This window comes from Piezobacter thermophilus (genome assembly GCF_055386745.1).
The window spans coordinates 1,673,379-1,693,471 of the sequence record NZ_AP042380.1 but is presented as its reverse complement, the minus strand read 5'-3'; the positions used below and the strand labels follow the sequence as shown (position 1 = coordinate 1,693,471).

The window sequence follows — 20,093 nt, the reverse complement described above, 5'->3', positions numbered from 1 at the left end:
GGGCCGGGATCAGCCGCGCGCCAGATTCCTCAGGACGTAGTGCAGCACGCCGCCATGTTCGACATATTCGATCTCGGGCGCGGTATCGATCCGGCACCTGAGCGTGATCGTCTTCGTCGTCCCGTCCGCATAGGTGATGTCGCAGGGCACCTCGGCCAGCGGCTCGACGCTGTCGAGGCCGCGGATCGAGATCACCTCGTCCCCGGTCAGCCCCAGCGAGGTGCGGTTGTCGGAGCCGGTGAACTCGAAGGGAATCACCCCCATGCCCACGAGGTTGGAGCGGTGGATGCGTTCGAAGCTTTCGGCGATCACCGCCTTCACCCCCAGCAGCGCCGTGCCCTTGGCCGCCCAGTCGCGGCTGGAGCCTGCGCCATACTGTTCGCCGCCGATCACCACCAAGGGCGTGCCCCGTTCCTTCCACGCCATGGCGGCGTCGAAGACGCTGGTCACCTTGCCGTCGGGGCCCTTGGTGTAGCCGCCCTCGATGCCGTCGAGCATCTCGTTGCGGATGCGGATATTGGCGAAGGTGCCGCGCATCATCACCTCGTGATTGCCCCGGCGCGACCCGTAGGAGTTGAAATCCCTGGGCGCCACCTGATGCTCGGTCAGGTATTTTGCAGCCGGGCTGTCGGGGGCGATGGCGCCGGCGGGGCTGATATGGTCGGTGGTCACCATGTCGCCCAGCAGCAGCAGGATACGGGCGCCTTCGACATTGGTGATCTCGCCCTTCTCGGGGGACATGTCGCGGAAATAGGGCGGGTTCTGGATATAGGTGCTGGTGGGCGGCCAGTCATAGGTTTCGGCGTCGGTGGTCTCGACCGACTGCCACTTCTCGTCGCCCTTGAACACGTCGGCATATTTCTTCTGGAAGGCCTCGCGGGTGACGGTTTCGTGCACCAGATCGGCAATCTCGCGATTGGTGGGCCAGATGTCCTTCAGATAGACGTCGTTGCCGTCGCGGTCCTGGCCCAGCGGCTCGCTCGTGAGGTCGATGTTCATGTCGCCGGCCAGCGCATAGGCCACCACCAGCGGCGGGCTGGCCAGGTAGTTGGCGCGCACGTCGGGGCTGATCCGGCCTTCGAAGTTGCGGTTGCCCGACAGCACCGAGGTGGCGACCAGATCACCCTTGCGGATCGCCTCGGAAATTTCCGGCGCCAGCGGACCCGAGTTGCCGATGCAGGTGGTGCAGCCATAGCCCACGAGGTTGAAACCGATCGCGTCCAGGTGTTCCTGAAGGCCGGATTTTTCCAGATATTCGCTGACCACCTGGCTGCCCGGCGCCAGCGAGGTCTTGACCCAGGGCTTGGGGGTGAGCCCCCGCTCATGCGCCTTTTTTGCCACCAGACCCGCCCCGATCATCACATAGGGGTTCGAGGTGTTGGTGCAGCTGGTGATCGAGGCGATCACCACCGCCCCGTCGCGCAGCTCGTAATCGGCGCCTTCGACCTTCACGCTGCGGCGCGGATCGTCGACCGGATCGAAAGCCGGCCCCTCGGCCAGCATGTCGGTGGACTGGGCCGAGCCGTTCTCGCCGCGAAACTCGGAAATCACCTGGAACACGTTGTCCGCCGCCTTGTTCAGCGGGGTGAAATCCTGCGGACGCTTGGGCCCCGAAATCGCCGGGATGATGTCGCCCATGTCCAGTTCCAGCGTATCGGTGTAGACCGGCGCGTAATCCGCATCGCGCCACAGGCCGTTGGCCTTCGCATAGGCCTCGACCAGCGCGATCTGGTCCTCGTCGCGGCCGGTGACACGCAGATAGCGCAGGGTTTCCCCGTCCACCGGGAAGAAGCCGCAGGTGGCACCGTATTCGGGGGCCATGTTGGCGATGGTGGCCCGGTCGGGCAGCGGCAGATGGTCGAGGCCGGGCCCGAAGAATTCCACGAACTTGCCCACGACGCCCTTTTCGCGCAGCATCTCGACCACCTTGAGCACCAGATCGGTGGCGGTGGTGCCTTCCACCATCTCGCCGGTCAGGCGGAAGCCCACCACCTCGGGGATGAGCATCGAGATCGGCTGGCCCAGCATGGCGGCCTCGGCCTCGATGCCGCCCACGCCCCAGCCCAGAACGCCCAGGCCGTTGACCATGGTGGTGTGGCTGTCGGTGCCCACCAGGGTGTCGGGATAGGCCACGGTTTCGCCGTTCTGGTCGGTATCGGTCCAGACCGTGCGGGCGAGATATTCCAGGTTCACCTGGTGGCAGATGCCGGTGCCCGGCGGCACCACGCGGAAATTGTCGAACGCCTTCTGGCCCCATTTGAGGAAGGTATAGCGTTCGAGGTTGCGCTCGTACTCGCGATCGACATTCATCTGAAAGGCGCGCGGGTTGCCGAAATGGTCGATCATGACCGAGTGGTCGATCACCAGATCCACCGGGTTGAGCGGGTTGATCTTCTGGGCGTCACCCCCCAGCGCCTTGATCCCGTCGCGCATGGCGGCCAGATCCACCACCGCCGGCACGCCGGTGAAGTCCTGCATCAGGACGCGGGCCGGGCGATAGGCGATCTCGCGCGGGTTGCTTCCGCCTTTCTCGGCCCATTCGGCAAAGGCCCGGATGTCGTCGGTCGAGACCGAAAAGCCGCCATCCTCGAACCGCAGGATGTTCTCCAGCACCACCTTCAGCGCCGCCGGCAGCTTCGAGAAGTCGCCAAGCCCGGCGGCCTCGGCGGCGGGGATGGAGTAATAGGCAACGGTTTTCCCGCCGACGCTGAGCGTGCGGCGCGTGCTGGCGGTATCCTGACCAACGGTAATGGGCATGCGGATCTCCCTCAAGGTATCGTGAGAACGGGAATGTGCTGGGCGCTATCTGCATCAGCCGCCGCCCGCGTTCAATAGCGGAAACGCCTTCTGCGGGGATTTTGTATACCGTTGCACACATTTTTTCGCCCCGACCTCGCCTTTCCGCGCCGAATCGCGGAAGATGCCGGAAATTTCGGGCCATACTACGCGGGGGCGGAGGCGGCGCGCCATGGCCGGCTGCTCGCGCGGGTATCAAGAATCATTGATTGGTCTTGCCGGGCGGGCGCGGGTAAACCGGACGGGGCAACAGGGATCGTTTCAGCATGACTTCATTTCCTTCCGTTCTGGCGCTGGCATGGACCCTTGCGGTCGGGGCGGCGCAGGCAGGATCGGGCCCCGTGGTGGTCGAGCTTTTCTCCTCGCAGGGATGCGCGGCCTGTCCGCCGGCCGACAGGCTGGTTGCCGAGCTTGCCCAGCGCGAGGATGTCCTTCCGCTGGCCCTGCACGTGGATTACTGGGATTACATCGGCTGGGCGGACACCTTCGCGGACCCGGCCTTTTCGCGGCGGCAGAAGGAATATGCCCGCCGGGCGGGGCGGGACATGATCTATACCCCGCAGATGATCGTGGACGGGCGCGACGAGATTGCCGGCGCCAAGCCGATGCAGCTGGCTGAGGCGATCGCCCGCGGTGCGGCGCATGATCGGCGCGTCGAAATCGAGGTGTCTCGCCAGGGCGGGGCGGTGGTCGCCCGGCTGACGCCGCGGGACGGGCTGGGCGAAGGGCCGTTCGACGTCCACATCGTGCAATATGCCCCGCTGCTGCAGGTCGAGATCACGCGTGGCGAGAACGCCGGCCGGCGCATGGATTATGCCAATGTGGTGCGGGACTGGCGCAGGCTGGGGCGCTGGGACGGCACCGCGCCGGCCGAGTTCCGAACCCAGGTCGATCCCGGCCTTCGGGCGGCGATACTGGTGCAGCGTGCCGGGCTGGGGCCCATCGTGGCGGCGGCGCGGGCCGATTAGGTACCGCCGGCCCGATTTGCCTGGGCGTGTCGGGCGGGATATGGCCAGGTCTTCCACCGCCGGTGAATCCAGAACCATTGTGGCATGTGTTCGCGCACGATCGCTTCGAGGTCGTCGTTGATCGCCTGGGTCATGGTGACGGGGTCGGAATGCGGGATCGGCGCATGTACGCGCACCTCGAAATCCAGGCCGTCCGGCTGGCGTATGCCATAGACCGGCAGCAGCAGCGCATCGTATTTCAGCGCCAGCTCGGCCGTGATCAGCGAGGTCACCGCCGGCTTGCCGAAAAACGTGAGATTGGCTCCGCCATGGGCGTGCAGGTCGTTGAGGATGCCGACGATTCCCCCCCGTCTGAGATGCCGGACCAGTTCCGTCATCCCGCGCCGGCCCTGTTCGAACATCGGGCCGCCGATGGCGCGCATGTGGGCAACGTAGAAGTCGTTGAAATAGGGGTTGGCCATGCGGCGATAGAGCCCCCCCGAAACATATCCTTCGGCGGCAAGACGCGCCCGGGCGGCGTCGTAATTGCCGAAATGCGCCGTCACCAGGATGATCGGGCGGCCTTCGGCGCGTGCCTCTCGCAGCGCGGCAAGTCCGGGCCCGACCAGCGGCGCGCGCCTGGCCCGCGCCTTCAGATCCTCGGTCGAGAACAGCTCCATCATCACCCGGCCGGCATTGTCGGCCACGCCGATGCACATGCGCCGCACCTCGGTCGCGTCCATGTCGGGCATGACCAGCGCCAGGTTGTCGCGGATCCTCTTGCGGAAACCGGCCAGCGGGGCCAGAACATGGGCGGCCAGCTTGCCCGTCGCCGGCACGCGCCAGCGATAGGGCAGAAGCCGGAACAGCCCGATCATGCCGCGCGCCAGCAGGTAGGACAGGAAATATCCGGGCAGCCGGGCGCGGGGGATTTCGGATCTGGGCAGGGGCATCGTCTCGCAGTCGGCGACCGTGGGTTTCGCGCCGCCAGACATAGAGCCCCGCCTTCGCGACCACAAGGGCGCTTCGCCGCGCGCCCTGCCGCCGGCAGAGGCGGGCCGGGCGCGTCACGCTTCCTCGGCGTCGGTTTCGTTGCTGCGCAGGGTTATTTCGCCCGATTGCTGGAGGTTGCGGATCGCGGCGGCCACGGCGGCCAGCGCGGCCTCGCCCTCGCGTGTCTTGACGGAGCCCTTTTCGGCCGCCTCTTCGCGCAGGTTGTCGGCCATCCGGCTTGAGATGTTCGAGAGCAGGAATTCGGCCGCTTCGCGGTTCTCTCCCTCGCCGGCAAAAGCGATCGCCTTCACCAGATCATCCGGGTCCACGGCGCGCACCACCTTGGGAACGTCGCGCGGCTCCAGCCGGGCGGGGATGTGGGCAAAGGTGAAGATGGCCTTGCGCACCGAGCTTGCAAAATCCGCATCGGTCTGCTCCAGCGCGTCCAGCAATTCGTTGCGGGTGGAGGAGGTGGAGAGATTCAGGATTTCCCCGATCCTTTTCCCCGGTTCGTCCTCGAAGGCCCGTTGCGGGCGGCTTTCCAGCTGTCCGGCCAGTGCGATGCCGATTCGCTCCACCGTCTGGGGGGTGACATTGCCGGTGCGAGACACGGCGAAGGCGATCCGGCGCGCCAGCGGTCCGGGCAGCCGGCCCAGAAGCTCGGCGGCGCGGGCGGTGTCCAGCTTGGACAGGAGCACCGCGGCCACCTCGACGCTTTCGGTCTGGACGATCTCCACCAGATCATCGACCGGAACGGCGCGCAGCCGCGCCCAGGGGTCGCCCGCGGCGCGAATGCCGGCCTCCTTGCGCAGGCGCGCCGCGGTCTGGGCGCTGATCCGGCCTTCGAGTTCGGATACCGCCCCCGCCAGAGTGCCAGGAAAGGTCAGCGCCACGCCATCAAGCGCCTCGGCGAATTCGTGCACCACCGCGGCAAGCGTATCGCGATCCACGAGGCCCATCCGGCCGATCTGCTGCGTGAGGATGGCCTGGAGATCTTCGGGCAGGTCCTCAAGGGGCAGATCGGCGCCTTCCTTCAGCAGAAGGCGCACCACGATCGCGGCCTTGGCGCGGCCGTTGAGCGGCAAGAGCGGGTGCGGCGGCGGGGCCGGCACCGGCGAGCGTTCCGCCGCCTCCGTCCCGACCATTTCGATCCGCGCAAGCGCGCCACCGTCCTGCATCGTCCGTCCCCCATGTTGTGCGGCCTGTTCCGATGTCGGCAGATTGCGGCGCGGCGGTAAAGAATGACTGAACGGGCGCGGAAAAACTGCATCGGATTTTCCGCAACCGGGCGCGGCGATCCTTCCCGGTCATCTCCGGTCATCGCCGCCTGGTTCCCGACCGCTTGCACGGGGCCCGCGGGGTTGTTATCTGCGCAGCAATCCGATGCTCTTGATCGGGATTGGAAAGAGGGGCCGAGCGTGACGCCGGATCAGCAGATCCCGAGACTGGAAATCCGCAATCTGGTGCGCCGGTTCGAGGGGCGGCGTGTGGTGGATGACGTGTCGCTGAGCATCATGGCCGGGCAGGTCATGTGCCTTCTGGGGCCGTCGGGCTGCGGCAAGTCCACGACGCTGCGCATGATCGCCGGGGTCGAGATGCAGGATTCGGGCGAGATCTACGTCGATGGCAAGCTGGTCTGCGACACCATCTTCCGCGTTCCTCCCGAGCGGCGCGAAATCGGCCTGATGTTCCAGGATTTCGCCCTGTTTCCGCATCTGAACGTGGCCGACAACGTGGCCTTCGGTCTGCGCCGCGGCAGCAAGGCGGAAAAGCGGGCGCGGGTCGAGGAGCTGCTGGAGCGGGTGCACCTGACCCGGCATGCGCGGGACTATCCGCACCAGCTTTCGGGGGGCGAACAGCAGCGGGTGGCGCTGGCGCGGGCACTGGCGCCGCGGCCGCGGATCATGCTGATGGACGAACCCTTTTCGGGGCTGGACAACCGGCTGCGCGACGGCATCCGGGACGAGACCCTGACCCTGCTCAAGGAAGAGAATGCCGCGGTGCTTCTGGTCACCCACGAACCGGAAGAGGCCATGCGCATGGCCGACGAGATCGCCCTGATGCGGGCCGGGCGGATCGTCCAGCGCGGTGCACCCTACAATGTCTATACCCGGCCGGTGGACAAGGCGGCGGTGGCGTTCTTCAGCGATGTCAACGTGCTGCGGTCGGTGGTGAACGGGGCGCTGGCGGAAACCCCCTTCGGCCGTTTTCTGGCGCCGGGGATCCCGGACGGGACCGAGGTGGACATCGTGTTCCGCCCCCAGCACGTGCGGCTGGATTTCGACCGCAACGGGGTCGGCCCCCTGCCTACAGCCTCGGACGGGGTGGCGGCGCGGGGCGTCGTCGTGCGGGCGCGGTTCCTGGGCCATGAAAGCCTGGTGGAATTCCGCATGGACCATGACGATTCGATCCTGAAGGCCACCGTGCCCAACGTGTTCCTGCCCGAACCGGGCCGGCCCATGTGGCTGAGCGTGCGCCGGGACCGCTGCTTCGTGTTTCCGGCGCGGGACTGAGCGCGCCCTTCAGCCCGCCTCCGGACGGGCGCGGAAATCCTCGAGCGTCTTGCCGGGTTCGTCCACGAACAGTTCCGGCAGGGCGGTGGCCTCTTCGATGAGATCGACCCGCAGGACGCGGAAATCCCGCTTCTGCTCGCACCAGGCGATGAGGGTCCACACGCGCCCCCAGTAATCCATCTGCAGCGGCCGGACGGTGCGCCGAACCAGCCGGCCATCGCCATCGCGGAAGGCCAGGCGGAGCTTTTGCCGCCCCTTGATGGCGCTGCGCAGCAGGCTCATGTGCGAAAACCCGCGCGCGGCGCTGGCAAAGGGGTGCACGGCGTATTTCCATTCCTCCGCCTCGGAAATGGTTCGCGTCGGCAGAACCGCGTCGATCTTGTCGGCCAGCGACCGCGCGGCGGCGCTCAGATCCGGGTCGACGGCCTCGGACACGATGGCGATGCCCAGGTTGAGGGCTTCGACTTCCTCGGCCTCGAGCGTGAGCGGGGGCAGGGCGACCACCTCCCGCACGCGATAGCCGGTGCCGCGTTCGCCGCGCACCGGCACGCCCGAGCTCTTCAGGGCCTCCATGTCCCGATAGATCGTCCGGGTCGTCACCCCCAGCCGGTCGGCAAGATCCTGCGCGCGATGCAGCTTGCCGTCGCGCAGGATCCTTATGATCTCGAACAGGCGATCATTGCGGCGCATGGGGTCGGCCTGTCACGAGGCGGCAGCGCCGGGATGCCGGGCCGCCAGAGTGGATGCAATGAACCGGGTCATGCGCGATAAACTGACATGAAACTGTCAGGAGATCAAACTTCCCCGGTTTTCGAGGCCACCGATGGGCGGATTCGGTCCTTCCCGGGGCTCTGGATGCTTTTCGCCGCCCGGTCATGGGCGTAGAACGCCGAAGAGAAGAGATTGCGCGCCCGCCGGGGTTCGCGCCCGAGACATGAGGAGATGGACATGTTGAACAATATCGGCCTTCCCGGCCTTCTTCTGATCGCGATCGTGGTTCTGGTCCTGTTCGGCCGGGGCAAGATCAGTTCGCTCATGGGCGAGGTCGGCAAGGGCATCACCGCCTTCAAGCGCGGCGTCAAGGAAGGCACCAAGGAACTGGAGGAGGATGCCGGCGAGGCGGCCCGGGACGTCACCCCGGAAACGGACAAGGACAAGGCGTAAGCGCCGATGTTCGATCTGGGCTGGACCGAACTTCTGCTGATCGGCATTGTGGCGCTGATCGTCGTGGGGCCCAAGGACCTGCCGGTGCTGTTTCGCAACATCGGCCGCTGGGTCGGCAAGGCGAAGGGCATGGCGCGCGAGTTCTCCCGGGCCATGAACGATGCTGCCGATCAGGCCGGGGTCAGCGAGGTAACGAAGGGGCTGAAGGCCGCCACCAATCCGGTCGATGCGGCGCTGGACGGGGTGCGGGACGCGGCCCGCGACCTGACCCGAGAGATGGATCCGACCAGCTTCGATCCCGAAAGCGAAACCGGCAAGCTGGCGGCCGAACGCGCCGAGGCCGCGAAGAAAATCCAGGCAGCCACCGCGCGGGCCGCCGCCGAACGCAAGATGCGCGAGGCGCAGGAGGCGATGGCAAAGGCGGACGAGGCCGAGGCGGCCGTCAAGGCCACGCACGAAACCACGCATGAGACCACGGGCGAAACCGGGACCAAGGCATGAGTCAGAGCGACGAGATCGACGACACGACAGCCCCGCTGATCGAACATCTGGCCGAGCTGCGCACGCGGCTCATTCATTCGGTGGTGGCCTTCATCGTCGGCATGGTGATCAGTTTCGGCGTCGCCACGCCGATTTTCAACTTCCTGACCCAGCCGCTTTGCGCGGTGCTGGCCGAGCGCGGGCAGGATTGCAGCCTGATCTTCATCAGCCCCCAGGAAGGCTTCTTCGTGGCGATCAAGGTCTCGCTGCTGGGCGGGTTCATCCTGGCCTTTCCCTATATCGCCACGCAGATGTGGCGTTTCGTGGCGCCGGGGCTGTACAAGTCCGAAAAGAACGCCTTTCTGCCTTTCCTGATCGCCTCGCCCTTCATGTTCTTCCTGGGCGCGGCCTTCGCCTTCTATGTGGTGACGCCGCTGGCCTACAATTTCTTCCTCAGCTTCCAGCAGTTCGGGGCCGAGGGCGAATCCGTTGCCGGGGCGGTGGACGCCGCGCCGCCGCTGAGCGTGGTCTTCCAGGGCTCGGCGCAGGAATATCTCAACCTCACCATCAAGTTCATCGTCGCCTTCGGCCTTTGCTTTCAGCTGCCGGTGCTGCTGACGCTGATGGGCAAGGTCGGGCTGGTCAGCTCCGAGGGGCTGGCGGGCGTACGCAAATATGCGGTGGTGGGCATCCTGGTGCTGGCCGCCATCGTCACCCCGCCCGATGTCATCACCCAGGTGATCCTGTTCACGGTGATCTACGGGCTTTACGAGGTGTCCATCTTCCTGGTCCGCCGGGTCGAGGCCAAGCGTGAGGAAAAGTTGCGCGCCGAAGGCTATTACGACGACGACTATGGCGACGAGCCGCTGCTGGCCGATTTCGAGGAGGATGACGAAGAGGAGAGCGGCAAGTGACGGCGGGAAACCTGCATCAACTTGCCGCCATGGCCGCCCGCGATCCGCTCGAGCGGATCGCGGCCGCGCTTGAACGGATCGCCCCGTCGCCGATGCCGACGCCGGATTTCGACGTCGCGCCGGCCTTCGTCTGGCACGTGGACCCCGACCGGCTGGAACCCGTGCACAAGGTGAGCCGGGTCGATCTGGAGCTGCTGGTCGGGATCGACCGGGCGCGCGACACGCTGCTGGAGAACACCCGGCGCTTTGCCCAGGGGTTCGCGGCCAACAATGCCCTGCTGTGGGGCGCGCGCGGCATGGGCAAGTCGAGCCTGGTCAAGGCGGTCCATGCAAAGGTGGCCGAATCTGCGCCCGACCTGAAACTGGTCGAGTTGCAGCGCGAGGACCTGCCCTCGGTCGGCCGGTTGCTGAATCATCTGCGCGGGGCGCGGCAGAGGTTCGTGCTGTTTTGCGACGACCTGTCCTTCAGTCACGACGATCAGCACTACAAGTCGCTCAAGGCGGTGCTGGATGGCGGCATCGAGGGGCGCCCCGAGAACGTGGTGTTCTACGCCACCTCGAACCGCCGCCACCTGATGCCGCGCGACATGATCGAGAACGAACGCTCCAGCGCCATCAACCCCTCCGAGGCAGTCGAGGAAAAGGTGTCGCTCTCGGATCGGTTCGGCCTGTGGCTGGGATTCCACCCGTGCAGCCAGGGCGACTACCTGGCGATGATCGAGGGCTATTGCGCGGCCTGGGGCCTGCAACCCGACCCGGATGCACTGCGGGCCGCGGCGATCGAGTGGCAGGCCACGCGCGGCGCGCGCTCGGGCCGGGTGGCGTGGCAGTTCTTCGTCGATCTGGCCGGACGGCACGGCGTGGTCATCGGCTGAGCGGTCCCGAGGCGATGCGATCGGGCATCGTTTCCGTCCCCTCGGCGATCGCTGTGCCGCGGAACCGGACCACGCGGTTGCGGCCACCCGCCTTTGCGCGATAGAGCGCCCGATCGGCCTGCCGGATCAGCGCAGTGGGGGATGGTGCCTCTCCCGCCCGCCCCGGTGGCGGCGTGACGGCGACACCGATGCTGGCGGTGACCGCCAGGCCTGCGCCGGGGCGGCGGGCCGGGAAGGGGCGTTCGGCAATCGCGCGGCGCAAGCGTTCGGCCACCTCTTCCGCTTCGCCGGGCGAGGACACCGGACAGGCGACCAGAAATTCCTCACCCCCGTAGCGCGCGGCCATGCCCGCCGGCCCCGACGCCACCCGCAGCCGGCGGCCGGCCTCGATCAGAACCGCATCGCCCGTGGCGTGGCCGTGGCGATCGTTGACCGCCTTGAAATGATCGAGGTCCAGCATCATCACCGCAAGACGGCTGCCGCAATGGCGCGCCTGCCCAAGCAGAAACTCCAGCCGCCCGTCGGCGTGACGGCGGTTCGACAGGCCGGTGAGTGGATCGGTCCGCGCCGCCGCCAGCCCGTCGCGCAGCCGCGCCCGCGCCAGATCCAGCCGCGCCTTGCGCGCCAGCTGCGCGCGGATCCGCAGGGCCAGCTCCTCGGCGCAGAATCCGGTCTCCATCACGTCATCGGCGCCGCGGTCCAGCGCCTCGGCCGCAAGGCGGGCATCGCCAGGATCGGTCAGCGCGACGATGGCCGCATGACGGCTGCCCGGCCATGCCCGCAACTCGGACAGAAGCGCCAGGCCGGCCCCGCCCTCGGTCGCGTCCAGATGCAGCACGAAGAGGTCGGGTGCATCCCGCGCCGCCGCCACCTCGGGCACCGACATGAGACGGATTTCGCCGGCACGGGGGCCGAGTGCCTCCCGCAATCGCACCCGCCAGAGCGCGCCGCCCCCCTGCTCGCGCGAGACCAAGGCAATGCGCGCCGGGGCGGAGGCAGGACGGTCCGGCCCGGCGAAGCGGGCCGGGGCCTCGGCCAGCCCGTCGCCGACCGTCAGGCGCGGCAGGAACTCCTGCTCGGCACTGCGGGCGCGAATCAGGCGGCGCAGGCGGGCCTGAAGGATGGTGTCGTCCACCGGCTGGTTCAGAACATCGTCAAGCCCTGCCTCCAGCGCCCGCAGGCGGGCAGCGCGGTCGTTCTGTGGGGCAATGGCGATGACCGGCAGCGCCGCGAGGTCGGGACAGGCGGCGAGCGCCGCCCGCAGCGCCGGTGCGTCGCCATCGGGCAGGGTCATGGCAGTCACCACCGCGTCCGGTCGGACGCGCCGGGCGGTTGCCGTGATGCCGCCGATGCGGTCGGCCTGCACCACGTGATACCAGGCCGAGGACAACAGGACCTTGAGCATGATCCGGTTGGTCGAAACCCCATCGACGATCAGAACGGTTCCCTGCACGGTGCACGCCCCTTCGAATTTTGCGGTTGCCTGTCCCGAACTCTTCATGAGAGTGGTTAACAAACCATTTCAATCATCGGAGAAACGGGTCTGGCGATGTCGTTTTCCCGCGAAGCTGCCGAAACGCTTGCCCTGCAGGTGCTGGGCTGGCTGGCTGCGAACGACGATCTGCTGCCGGTCTTCCTGGGCTCGACCGGCGCCTCTCTGGCCGATCTGCGCGCCCGGGCGGCAGAGCCGGAATTCCTGGCCTCGGTGCTGGATTTTCTCATGCTCGACGATGCCTGGGTGAGGGCGTTCTGCGAGCAGGCCGGGATCGTGCCGGATCGGCCGATGCAGGCCCGGGCGGCGCTGCCCGGGGGCGCGCAGGTGCACTGGACCTGAGGGGGCAGGGGTGCGGATCGAGGCCATTCTCTTCGACAAGGACGGAACGCTTTTCGACTTTGCCGCCAGCTGGGGGGCGTGGGCGCAGGCTTTCCTGATGCGGATCGCCCGAGGAGACCGGGGCCGCGCCGTGCAGCTGGGTTCCCGGATCGGCTTCGACGTGGCCCGCGGGCGCTTTTCTCCCGACAGTATCGTGATTGCGGGCACGGCGGCGCAGGTGGTCGAGGCGCTGGCCCCGCATCTGCCCGAATTCGACAAGGGATCTCTTCTGGCGCTGGTCAACGAGGAAGCAGCCGCCGCGCCTCAGGCCGAGGCGGTTCCGTTGCGGCCATTGATCGACCGTCTGCGCCAGAGAGGGCTGCGGCTGGGCGTTGCCACCAATGATGCCGAAGGCCCGGCGCGTGCCCATCTTGCCGCGGCCGGCATTCTCGACCGGCTGGATTTCATTGCCGGGTTCGACAGCGGCCATGGCGCCAAGCCCGCGCCGGGGCAGCTTCTGGCATTTGCCGAGCATGTGGGCGCAACGCCGGCAAGCGTGGCCATGGTTGGAGACAGCCTGCATGACCTGCTGGCCGGGCGGGCGGCCGGCATGGTGACGGTCGGGGTGCTGACCGGGCCGGCCCCGGCCCGGGTTCTGGCCCCGCATGCGAACGCGATCCTGCCCGATATCGGCCACCTGCCGGCTTGGCTGGATGGCGGTGCAGGGTGCGCCGCAGAAATCCTGCAAAACGGCGGCGGAGAGTGACGGACTCAAAATGCAAAAACTCCGGCAACGACCGGAGTTTTGCGCAATTTGAATGTCGATCGGCTCAGATCGGCAGGTAATCGGCCAGATTTGCAAGGGCCCCCGTGCCGTGCAGCACGGTCAGAAGCCCGGTCAGCGACAGGATCTGCGTGTTCAGGCGAAAATCCTCGCCCCGGACCACGTTCAGCGCAGCGATCGGGAGCGCCGCCGGGGCCGAGATGACCGCGACCATGCCGGTCATGCCCCAAGTGGCAAGCCGGCGTACGTTGTTGGGGCGAATCTCGTCCTCGGAGATGACCTCGATCATGTCATCGTCTTCGCAACGAAAGGCACGGGCGACGGCTTCTTCCTCGGCCGCGGCATCCGGTTGTCCGGCCGCGGGTTCCGAGGGCTCGGCCGCAACGGGCTGCGCCGGCGAGAGATCCGCCGCCGCCCGTTGCCGGCTGCGCACCCGACGGGGAGAAACCGAGGTGAAGGCGCTCAGGAACTGGCTCACCGTGAGCACCGTTGCGGGGTTCAGCCATTCGATCTTCTCGGCGTCGCAGAAATCGACCATCCGGTACAGCATGACCACGAGCATGAGCTCGGAAACATCGCGGTCTTCGTAACCTTCCCCGGCCGCGCTCATCGCGATTTCCAGACGCTGACGCGGCCCGGCGACCATGTCGCCGGCATCCTGTTCGGGCAGCTCCCCCAGCCCGAGCTCGACCAGGTACTGGCTGGTGACGACCCGGGCGGTGCAGGGGTCGATGATGCTCTGGCGTTCGACCATGTGTCCGTAGTCCTCCAGCGTGGAGGCGACGATGCGGCAGAATTGCTCGATCCCGGAATCGCGGCCGCGATGAAAGACGAGACCGCCGTGATATTTTGACGTTTTTGTCACGTTTGGGTCCTCCAGGTGGGTTCTACGTGGAGAAACTAGTCCCGAAACCGGGTGAAAATGCGGCAAGATCGGGCAATTTCAGGGATCATGCATCCGGAGGGCGGGTTTTCTCTCATGTCCATCCCGCTGAAACGGAAGGGATATTTTTGCCCCCGCGGGAAATGTGGCAAGATCGTGCCGAAGGCGGGGCAACATCCAGCCCGGCGGTGCCGAGCCTGCCTGTCGGGCAAGGAAAAAGGCGCCCCGAAGATATCGGGACGCCCCTGCACATCGTTTCGCGATCGGAAGGTCAGCAGCTGTAGTACAGCTGGTACTCGACCGGGTGCGGGGTGTGCTCGTAGGCTTCGACCTCTTCCATCTTGAGCGCGATGTAGCCATCGATCTGGTCCTTGGTGAACACGTCGCCCTGCAGCAGGAAGTCGTGATCGGCGGCCAGCGCGTCCAGCGCCTCGCGCAGGCTGCCGCAGACGGTGGGAATGCCGGCCAGCTCTTCGGCGGGCAGGTCGTAGAGGTTCTTGTCCATCGCCTCGCCGGGGTCGATCTTGTTGCGGATGCCGTCAAGACCGGCCATCAGCAGCGCCGCGAAGGCGAGATAGGGGTTGGCGGACGGATCGGGGAAGCGGGCCTCGACGCGCTTGGCCTTGGGGCTTTCGGTCCACGGGATGCGCACGCAGCCCGACCGGTTGCGGGCCGAATAGGCGCGCAGCACCGGTGCCTCGAAGCCGGGGATCAGCCGCTTGTAGCTGTTGGTCGAGGGGTTGGTGAAGGCGTTGAGCGTGCGCGCATGCTTGAGGATGCCGCCGATATACCACAGCGCCTCGTCCGACAGGTCGGCGTACTTGTCGCCGGCGAACAGCGGCTTGCCGTCCTTCCAGATCGACATGTTCACATGCATCCCCGTGCCGTTGTCGCCGGCGATCGGCTTGGGCATGAAGGTCGCGGTCTTGCCGTAGGCATGGGCCACGTTGTGGATGACGTACTTGTATTTCTGCAGCTCGTCGCCCTGCTTGGTCAGCGAGTTGAAGATCAGGCCCAGTTCATGCTGGCAGCTGGCCACCTCGTGATGGTGCTTGTCCACCTTCATGCCCAGCCGCTTCATGGTGGACAGCATCTCCGAACGCAGATCCTGCGCTTCGTCCACCGGGTTGACCGGGAAATAGCCGCCCTTGACGCCGGGGCGGTGGCCCATGTTGCCCATTTCATACTCGGTATCGGTGTTCCACGAGGCATCGGTGGCATCCACCTGATAGGACACCTTGTTGATCGAGTTCTCGAAGCGCACGTCGTCGAAGAGGAAGAATTCCGCCTCGGGCCCGAAATAGGCCACGTCGCCGATTCCGCTGGATTTCAGGTAGGCCTCGGCCTTCTCGGCGGTGCCGCGCGGGTCGCGCTCGTAATGTTCGCCGGTGTCGGGTTCGACCACCGAGCAGTGCAGGCAGATGGTCTTTTCCGCATAGAAGGGATCGACATAGGCACTGTCGGTGTCGGGCATCAGCTTCATGTCCGAAGCTTCGATCGACTTCCAGCCGGCGATGGACGATCCGTCGAACATGAAGCCTTCCTCAAGGAAGTCCTCGTCCACCTGGTCGGCCATCACGGTCACGTGCTGCAGCTTGCCGCGCGGATCGGTGAAGCGGATATCCACGTATTCCGCTTCTTCTTCCTTGATCAGCTGAAGAACTGCGTCCTTGCTCATTTCCTTTTGTCCTCTCGCTTGGAAATCGGGTTCGTCACAGCGCGTCCGAGCCGGATTCGCCGGTACGGATGCGGATGGCCTGTTCGATCGGGCTCACGAAGATCTTGCCGTCGCCGATCTTGTTGGTGCGGGCTGCGCCGATGATCGCCTCGACCGCGGCCTCGACCTGGTCGTCGTCGAGAACCACCTCAATCTTCACCTTCGGCAGGAAGTCCACGACATATTCGGCGCCCCGGTAAAGTTCGGTGTGGCCCTTCTGGCGACCGAAGCCCTTGACCTCGATGACACTCAGCCCCTGAACCCCTACATCCTGCAGCGCCTCTTTCACCTCGTCGAGCTTGAACGGCTTGATGATGGCTTCGATCTTCTTCATCGTGGCACTCCTCGCAACCTTGTCCACGGGGGTCAGATCATGTCTGAATGGCTCTCACAATCAGATACCCTTCGCCGACGCCGGCGGGGCAGGGCGAATGATCTGCGCTGTGCAACAATTGTGCGATGCGCACAAGATTTGAGCAGAATTGAATCGGGGGCAGTACCATGGACGAACTCCTGACGGCGGCGCAGATGCGGGCGATCGAAGGGGCGGCGATCGCCTCGGGCGCGGTGACGGGGCTGGAGCTGATGGAGCGGGCCGGGAAGGGCGTGGTCGCGGCGATCTTCGAGACCTGGCCCGAGCTTGCGTCCGCCCCCGGCAGGGCGGTGGTGCTGTGCGGGCCAGGCAACAACGGCGGCGACGGCTTCGTGATCGCCCGCCTGCTTGCCGGGCGCGGCTGGACGGTGGAGGTGGCGCTGCTGGGGCAGGCGGAGCGGCTGCCGCCCGATGCCGCCGCCAATTGCGACCGCTGGAGCAGGATCGGGCCGGTGGTGCCGCTGGATTCGGGTGTCCTGGGCGGACCGCCGCCGGCGCTGGTTGTGGATGCGCTGTTCGGCACCGGTCTGACCCGCCCGGTGGGCGGCGTGGCGGCCGAAGTCCTGGGGCGGGTGGCCGGGATGCGGTCGCGGGACGGGGTGCGGGTGGTCGCGGTGGACATTCCGTCGGGGATCTGCGCCGACAGCGGCCGGGTGCTGGGCAGCTTCGCGCCGGCGGATCTGACGGTCAGCTTTCATGCCGAAAAGCTGGGCCACTGCCTGGGCGCGGCGGCGCAGCATTCGCGCAAGGTGGTGGTGGCGGATATCGGTCTGCCGCACGAGGCCGGCCCGGAGGTGGTGCACCGGGTCGCGCCTCCCGCGCGGTCGTGCCTGGCCAAGGGCGAAGAGGCGCACAAATATGACCACGGTCATGTGCTGGTCCTGTCCGGGGGGGCGGGGCGCAGCGGAGCGGCCCGGCTGGCCGCGCGCGGGGCGCTGCGGGTCGGGGCGGGGCTGGTGACGCTGGGCACGCCGCCCGCCGCCCTTGCCGAGGTGGCCGCGCAGGTTACTGCCATCATGCTGCGCCCGGTGGCCGGCGCGGGCGCGCTGTCGGCGCTGCTGGAGGACCGGCGGTTCAACGCGATCGCGCTTGGCCCCGGCCTGGGGCTGGAGGGGGGGCACGCGGCGCTGGTCGCGGCCGCGCTTGCCGCCGGGCGGAGCACGGTGCTGGATGCGGATGCGCTGACGCTCGTGGCCCGCGATGCGGCCCTGTTCGCGGCGCTGCACGGGGGGTGCGTGCTGACCCCGCACGGGGGCGAATTCCGCCGATTGTTCCCGGATATCGCCGAACGGCTGGCCGCGCCGGCGCTGTCGGGGCCGGCATATTCGACTGTCAATGCGGTGCGCGCGGCGGCGGCGCGGGCGGGCTGCACGGTGCTGCTAAAGGGCGCGGTGACGGTCATCGCCGGGCCGGAGGGGCAATGCACGGTGCTGGATTCGATCCGCGCGCGCGCCGCCCCCTGGCTGGCCACGGCCGGGGCGGGGGACGTGCTGGCGGGGATGATCGCGGGGCTCCTGGCGCGGGGGCTGGCGCCGATGCCGGCGGCCGAGGCCGCGGCCTGGCTGCACGCAACCGCCGCCCGCCGCTTCGGCCCCGGCCTGATCGCCGAGGACCTGCCCGAGGCGCTTCCGGCGGTGTTTCGCAACCTTGGCCTGTAGCGCGGCCGGCGCAGGCCACGGATCTTCCGCTCAGGCCGCGTCGGTGAACAGCGCTGCCGGCAACAGGCCGATGCCCACTTCCAGCCCGCTGGCATACAGCAGGTGCGGGCCGTCGAAAACCAGCTGATGAAGCACCATCTCGCACCGGCCGAGATCGTGAACATCGCTGCCATCCGCCAGCTGGTCGGCACGAACCAGAACCGCCGCTCCGGCCCGCTTCCCGCGCAGCAGCACCGGCTGGGCGGCAGGCAGGATAAGGTCGCAGGCCGGCCGTTGCGCCCCCAGGCAGCCGGCGGTGAAGCGGATCGCGCGCACCGTCGCGCGCTGGCGGGTGACCGATTTCAGCCGGACCATGCCCCGATCGCGGCAGATCAGCCGGTCGCCCGCGCAAAGATATTCCACCGGCATCTCGCCATCGCCGGTATGGATGAGCGTCCCGGTTCCCAGCCCGGTTTCAGGGGAATCGGAGAAACGGGGGCGCGGAATCCGCCCGCGGGCCCGTTCGGCCGTGTTGGAAGTCATCTGCTGCTCGTTCTTTTTCTGCCCGTGTTTTCGGACATGATAGAACAGGCTTGCGCGCGTGTCGCCCGATTTTTTCGCCGCCGCCCCGAATTGGCCATTGCCGGTCCGCACCGGATGGCGGGGGCATTTCCTCTCGCATCCCGGGCCGGGCTTTGCTATGCAGCCTTCCGCGCGCGGGGTGCCTTGCCCCGGGCGCAGGGATGCGGGTGTGGCGGAACTGGCAGACGCACCAGATTTAGGTTCTGGCGCCGCAAGGCGTGGGGGTTCAAGTCCCTCCACCCGCACCACATCGACCGGCAGGGATGGCGTCGAGCCGACCCGGCGGCAGGGGCCGTGACGGCCGGTTTCGCCCGCGCCCGTCGGCCGGGCCACAAACAATTGTTGGAAACCGGCGCCCGGACGTCATATCCTTTACCCCGGACCCGACGATCATCAGGGAAACGCGCGCCATGAACATACATTCCCGCAAGACCGACGATGCGCCCGATCTGAACGAGGCCGCGGCCGCGCTGGCCGTGCTGCGCGACTGGGCCAGGACCGCCACGCCGACCGAGGTCGCGGCACTCGACCCTGCCATCGCCCGGCTGCTGCCGGAGCGGGCGCTCTCGAACTATCCCGACCTGTCGCGGCACTACCCCGAGGGCTTCGATGCCGATCCCGCCTACCGGGCGACGCTGCCCGATCTTCAGAACGGCCCGTCCAGCCTGATCCGCGGGGCGCGCCAGCATCTGGAGCATGTCGGCATCTCCAACTTCCGCCTGCCAATCCGCTTTCGCACCCGCGACGGCGGCGAGGTGACGCTGGAAACCTCGGTCACCGGCACGGTCAGCCTGGATGCCGACAGGAAGGGCATCAACATGTCGCGCATCATGCGCAGCTTCTACCGCCATGCCGAGCGCACCTTCAGCTTCGAGGTGATCGAGCACGCGCTTGACGACTACATGGCCGATCTCGACAGCATGGATGCGCGGATCATGATGCGTTTTTCCTTCCCGATGAAGGTGGAGAGCCTGCGCTCGGGCCTGTCGGGGTATCAGTATTACGACATCGCGCTGGAGCTGGTCGAGATCGCCGGGCAGCGGCAGAAGTTCATGCATCTCGACTATGTCTATTCCTCGACCTGCCCCTGTTCGCTGGAGCTGAGCGAACATGCCCGGGCCGAGCGTGGCCAGCTGGCCACCCCGCATTCGCAGCGCTCGGTGGCGCGGATCTCGGTGCAGGTGGATTGCGACGGCCCATGCCTGTGGTTCGAGGATCTGATCGAGATGTGCCGGCGCGCGGTGCCCACCGAGACCCAGGTGATGGTCAAGCGCGAGGACGAACAGGCTTTCGCCGAGCTCAACGCCGCCAACCCGATCTTCGTCGAGGATGCCGCCAGGCTGTTCTGCGAACAGCTGCGCGCCGATCCGCGCATCGGCGATTTCCGCATCATCGCCAGCCACCAGGAAAGCCTGCACAGCCACGACGCCATCAGCATTCTGACCGAGGGCGACAGCTTCACCGCCCGCAGCCTTGATCCGCGCCTGTTCACCACGCTGTTCCATGTGGGCTGAAGCATGCCTCGTCTGATTGCATCCGCCCGGCCCGGGGCGCTCGGCGGCCCGGGCATGCGCCCGCCCGGCCGTTGACCTTGCGGAATGCCGCGGGCGCGGGGCGGCCGC

General features: G+C 67.2%; 19 protein-coding genes and 1 tRNA gene. 11 read left to right on the top strand and 9 right to left on the bottom strand.

Annotation, left to right across the window (positions count from 1 at the left end):
• Nucleotides 1–9: 9 nt before the first annotated feature.
• Complete coding sequence (acnA, locus tag ACZ5CM_RS08230) at nucleotides 10–2,757, bottom strand: aconitate hydratase AcnA (protein WP_464637522.1); 2,748 nt, start codon at nucleotides 2,755–2,757, stop codon at nucleotides 10–12.
• A 305-nt stretch (nucleotides 2,758–3,062) separates the two neighbouring features.
• Here acnA and ACZ5CM_RS08225 point away from each other — a divergent pair, with 305 nt between their 5' ends.
• Nucleotides 3,063–3,764, top strand: coding sequence for a DUF1223 domain-containing protein (locus tag ACZ5CM_RS08225; protein WP_464637519.1), 702 nt, complete (start codon nucleotides 3,063–3,065; stop codon nucleotides 3,762–3,764).
• Here ACZ5CM_RS08225 and ACZ5CM_RS08220 read toward each other — a convergent pair.
• Together ACZ5CM_RS08220 and ACZ5CM_RS08215 are read right to left on the bottom strand one after the other, a co-directional pair.
• Nucleotides 3,761–4,696 (bottom strand): lysophospholipid acyltransferase family protein, encoded by a 936-nt coding sequence (locus ACZ5CM_RS08220; RefSeq protein WP_464637516.1) that lies wholly within the window; start codon nucleotides 4,694–4,696, stop codon nucleotides 3,761–3,763. The genes ACZ5CM_RS08225 and ACZ5CM_RS08220 overlap by 4 nt on opposite strands.
• Before the next feature lie 114 nt (nucleotides 4,697–4,810).
• The gene (locus tag ACZ5CM_RS08215) at nucleotides 4,811–5,914 is read right to left on the bottom strand and encodes a flagellar motor switch protein FliG (protein ID WP_464637514.1); all 1,104 of its coding nucleotides are present in this window, start codon (nucleotides 5,912–5,914) and stop codon (nucleotides 4,811–4,813) included.
• A 240-nt stretch (nucleotides 5,915–6,154) separates the two neighbouring features.
• On the opposite strand from ACZ5CM_RS08215, the gene ACZ5CM_RS08210 reads away from it, so the two are divergent.
• Nucleotides 6,155–7,249 carry an ABC transporter ATP-binding protein gene (locus ACZ5CM_RS08210; RefSeq protein WP_464637511.1) on the top strand — a complete coding sequence of 365 codons (1,095 nt, stop codon included), beginning with the start codon at nucleotides 6,155–6,157 and terminating at the stop codon, nucleotides 7,247–7,249.
• Nucleotides 7,250–7,258: 9 nt separating this feature from the next.
• On the opposite strand, the gene ACZ5CM_RS08205 is transcribed toward ACZ5CM_RS08210, so the two are convergent.
• Entirely contained in the window at nucleotides 7,259–7,939 is a 681-nt protein-coding gene (locus ACZ5CM_RS08205) for a helix-turn-helix transcriptional regulator (RefSeq protein WP_464637509.1), read from the bottom strand.
• Between the two features lie 258 nt (nucleotides 7,940–8,197).
• Here ACZ5CM_RS08205 and ACZ5CM_RS08200 point away from each other — a divergent pair, with 258 nt between their 5' ends.
• From ACZ5CM_RS08200 to ACZ5CM_RS08185, 4 genes are read left to right on the top strand one after another with little or no spacing between them, the layout of a single operon-like run.
• Nucleotides 8,198–8,413 (top strand): twin-arginine translocase TatA/TatE family subunit, encoded by a 216-nt coding sequence (locus tag ACZ5CM_RS08200; RefSeq protein WP_464637507.1) that lies wholly within the window; start codon nucleotides 8,198–8,200, stop codon nucleotides 8,411–8,413.
• Between the two features lie 6 nt (nucleotides 8,414–8,419).
• Entirely contained in the window at nucleotides 8,420–8,914 is a 495-nt protein-coding gene (tatB, locus tag ACZ5CM_RS08195) for a Sec-independent protein translocase protein TatB (protein WP_464637505.1), read from the top strand.
• Nucleotides 8,911–9,807, top strand: a complete 897-nt coding sequence (gene tatC / locus ACZ5CM_RS08190) for a twin-arginine translocase subunit TatC (RefSeq protein WP_464637502.1) — start codon at nucleotides 8,911–8,913, stop codon at nucleotides 9,805–9,807. Before tatB ends, tatC begins: the two co-directional genes overlap by 4 nt.
• Nucleotides 9,808–9,836: 29 nt before the next feature.
• Nucleotides 9,837–10,682 carry an ATP-binding protein gene (locus ACZ5CM_RS08185; RefSeq protein WP_464642539.1) on the top strand — a complete coding sequence of 282 codons (846 nt, stop codon included), beginning with the start codon at nucleotides 9,837–9,839 and terminating at the stop codon, nucleotides 10,680–10,682.
• On the opposite strand, the gene ACZ5CM_RS08180 is transcribed toward ACZ5CM_RS08185, so the two are convergent.
• Nucleotides 10,672–12,135, bottom strand: a complete 1,464-nt coding sequence (locus ACZ5CM_RS08180; RefSeq protein ID WP_464637500.1) for a diguanylate cyclase domain-containing protein — start codon at nucleotides 12,133–12,135, stop codon at nucleotides 10,672–10,674. The genes ACZ5CM_RS08185 and ACZ5CM_RS08180 overlap by 11 nt on opposite strands.
• Nucleotides 12,136–12,231: 96 nt before the next feature.
• On the opposite strand from ACZ5CM_RS08180, the gene ACZ5CM_RS08175 reads away from it, so the two are divergent.
• Together ACZ5CM_RS08175 and ACZ5CM_RS08170 are read left to right on the top strand one after the other, a co-directional pair.
• The gene (locus tag ACZ5CM_RS08175; protein WP_464637497.1) at nucleotides 12,232–12,516 is read left to right on the top strand and encodes a DUF3572 domain-containing protein; all 285 of its coding nucleotides are present in this window, start codon (nucleotides 12,232–12,234) and stop codon (nucleotides 12,514–12,516) included.
• A 10-nt stretch (nucleotides 12,517–12,526) separates the two neighbouring features.
• Complete coding sequence (locus ACZ5CM_RS08170) at nucleotides 12,527–13,261, top strand: HAD family hydrolase (protein WP_464637495.1); 735 nt, start codon at nucleotides 12,527–12,529, stop codon at nucleotides 13,259–13,261.
• A gap of 64 nt (nucleotides 13,262–13,325) precedes the next feature.
• On the opposite strand, the gene ACZ5CM_RS08165 is transcribed toward ACZ5CM_RS08170, so the two are convergent.
• From ACZ5CM_RS08165 to ACZ5CM_RS08155, 3 genes are all read right to left on the bottom strand, one after another.
• Nucleotides 13,326–14,144 (bottom strand): hypothetical protein, encoded by an 819-nt coding sequence (locus tag ACZ5CM_RS08165; protein WP_464637492.1) that lies wholly within the window; start codon nucleotides 14,142–14,144, stop codon nucleotides 13,326–13,328.
• A 289-nt stretch (nucleotides 14,145–14,433) separates the two neighbouring features.
• Nucleotides 14,434–15,840, bottom strand: a complete 1,407-nt coding sequence (gene glnA / locus ACZ5CM_RS08160) for a type I glutamate--ammonia ligase (protein WP_464637489.1) — start codon at nucleotides 15,838–15,840, stop codon at nucleotides 14,434–14,436.
• Between the two features lie 34 nt (nucleotides 15,841–15,874).
• Nucleotides 15,875–16,213, bottom strand: coding sequence for a P-II family nitrogen regulator (locus ACZ5CM_RS08155; RefSeq protein ID WP_464637487.1), 339 nt, complete (start codon nucleotides 16,211–16,213; stop codon nucleotides 15,875–15,877).
• A gap of 167 nt (nucleotides 16,214–16,380) precedes the next feature.
• Here ACZ5CM_RS08155 and ACZ5CM_RS08150 point away from each other — a divergent pair, with 167 nt between their 5' ends.
• Nucleotides 16,381–17,910 carry an NAD(P)H-hydrate dehydratase gene (locus ACZ5CM_RS08150; RefSeq protein ID WP_464637485.1) on the top strand — a complete coding sequence of 510 codons (1,530 nt, stop codon included), beginning with the start codon at nucleotides 16,381–16,383 and terminating at the stop codon, nucleotides 17,908–17,910.
• A 30-nt stretch (nucleotides 17,911–17,940) separates the two neighbouring features.
• On the opposite strand, the gene ACZ5CM_RS08145 is transcribed toward ACZ5CM_RS08150, so the two are convergent.
• Nucleotides 17,941–18,432, bottom strand: a complete 492-nt coding sequence (locus ACZ5CM_RS08145; protein ID WP_464637483.1) for a Hint domain-containing protein — start codon at nucleotides 18,430–18,432, stop codon at nucleotides 17,941–17,943.
• 202 nt (nucleotides 18,433–18,634) lie between these two features.
• On the opposite strand from ACZ5CM_RS08145, the gene ACZ5CM_RS08140 reads away from it, so the two are divergent.
• Together ACZ5CM_RS08140 and folE2 are read left to right on the top strand one after the other, a co-directional pair.
• A tRNA-Leu gene (locus ACZ5CM_RS08140) sits at nucleotides 18,635–18,719 on the top strand.
• 162 nt (nucleotides 18,720–18,881) lie between these two features.
• Nucleotides 18,882–19,985, top strand: a complete 1,104-nt coding sequence (gene folE2 / locus ACZ5CM_RS08135) for a GTP cyclohydrolase FolE2 (protein WP_464637481.1) — start codon at nucleotides 18,882–18,884, stop codon at nucleotides 19,983–19,985.
• Nucleotides 19,986–20,093: the final 108 nt, after the last annotated feature.

Excerpts from the sequence above, each read along its gene's own strand:
- acnA (WP_464637522.1), bottom strand. The coding sequence starts at position 2,757 with ATGCCCATTACCGTTGGTCAGGATACCGCCAGCACGCGCCGCACGCTC.
- ACZ5CM_RS08225 (WP_464637519.1), top strand. The coding sequence starts at position 3,063 with ATGACTTCATTTCCTTCCGTTCTGGCGCTGGCATGGACCCTTGCGGTC.
- ACZ5CM_RS08220 (WP_464637516.1), bottom strand. The coding sequence starts at position 4,696 with ATGCCCCTGCCCAGATCCGAAATCCCCCGCGCCCGGCTGCCCGGATAT.
- ACZ5CM_RS08215 (WP_464637514.1), bottom strand. The coding sequence starts at position 5,914 with ATGCAGGACGGTGGCGCGCTTGCGCGGATCGAAATGGTCGGGACGGAG.
- ACZ5CM_RS08205 (WP_464637509.1), bottom strand. The coding sequence starts at position 7,939 with ATGCGCCGCAATGATCGCCTGTTCGAGATCATAAGGATCCTGCGCGAC.
- ACZ5CM_RS08200 (WP_464637507.1), top strand. The coding sequence starts at position 8,198 with ATGTTGAACAATATCGGCCTTCCCGGCCTTCTTCTGATCGCGATCGTG.
- tatB (WP_464637505.1), top strand. The coding sequence starts at position 8,420 with ATGTTCGATCTGGGCTGGACCGAACTTCTGCTGATCGGCATTGTGGCG.
- tatC (WP_464637502.1), top strand. The coding sequence starts at position 8,911 with ATGAGTCAGAGCGACGAGATCGACGACACGACAGCCCCGCTGATCGAA.
- ACZ5CM_RS08185 (WP_464642539.1), top strand. The coding sequence starts at position 9,837 with ATGGCCGCCCGCGATCCGCTCGAGCGGATCGCGGCCGCGCTTGAACGG.
- ACZ5CM_RS08175 (WP_464637497.1), top strand. The coding sequence starts at position 12,232 with ATGTCGTTTTCCCGCGAAGCTGCCGAAACGCTTGCCCTGCAGGTGCTG.
- glnA (WP_464637489.1), bottom strand. The coding sequence starts at position 15,840 with ATGAGCAAGGACGCAGTTCTTCAGCTGATCAAGGAAGAAGAAGCGGAA.
- ACZ5CM_RS08155 (WP_464637487.1), bottom strand. The coding sequence starts at position 16,213 with ATGAAGAAGATCGAAGCCATCATCAAGCCGTTCAAGCTCGACGAGGTG.
- ACZ5CM_RS08150 (WP_464637485.1), top strand. The coding sequence starts at position 16,381 with ATGGACGAACTCCTGACGGCGGCGCAGATGCGGGCGATCGAAGGGGCG.
- ACZ5CM_RS08145 (WP_464637483.1), bottom strand. The coding sequence starts at position 18,432 with ATGACTTCCAACACGGCCGAACGGGCCCGCGGGCGGATTCCGCGCCCC.
- folE2 (WP_464637481.1), top strand. The coding sequence starts at position 18,882 with ATGAACATACATTCCCGCAAGACCGACGATGCGCCCGATCTGAACGAG.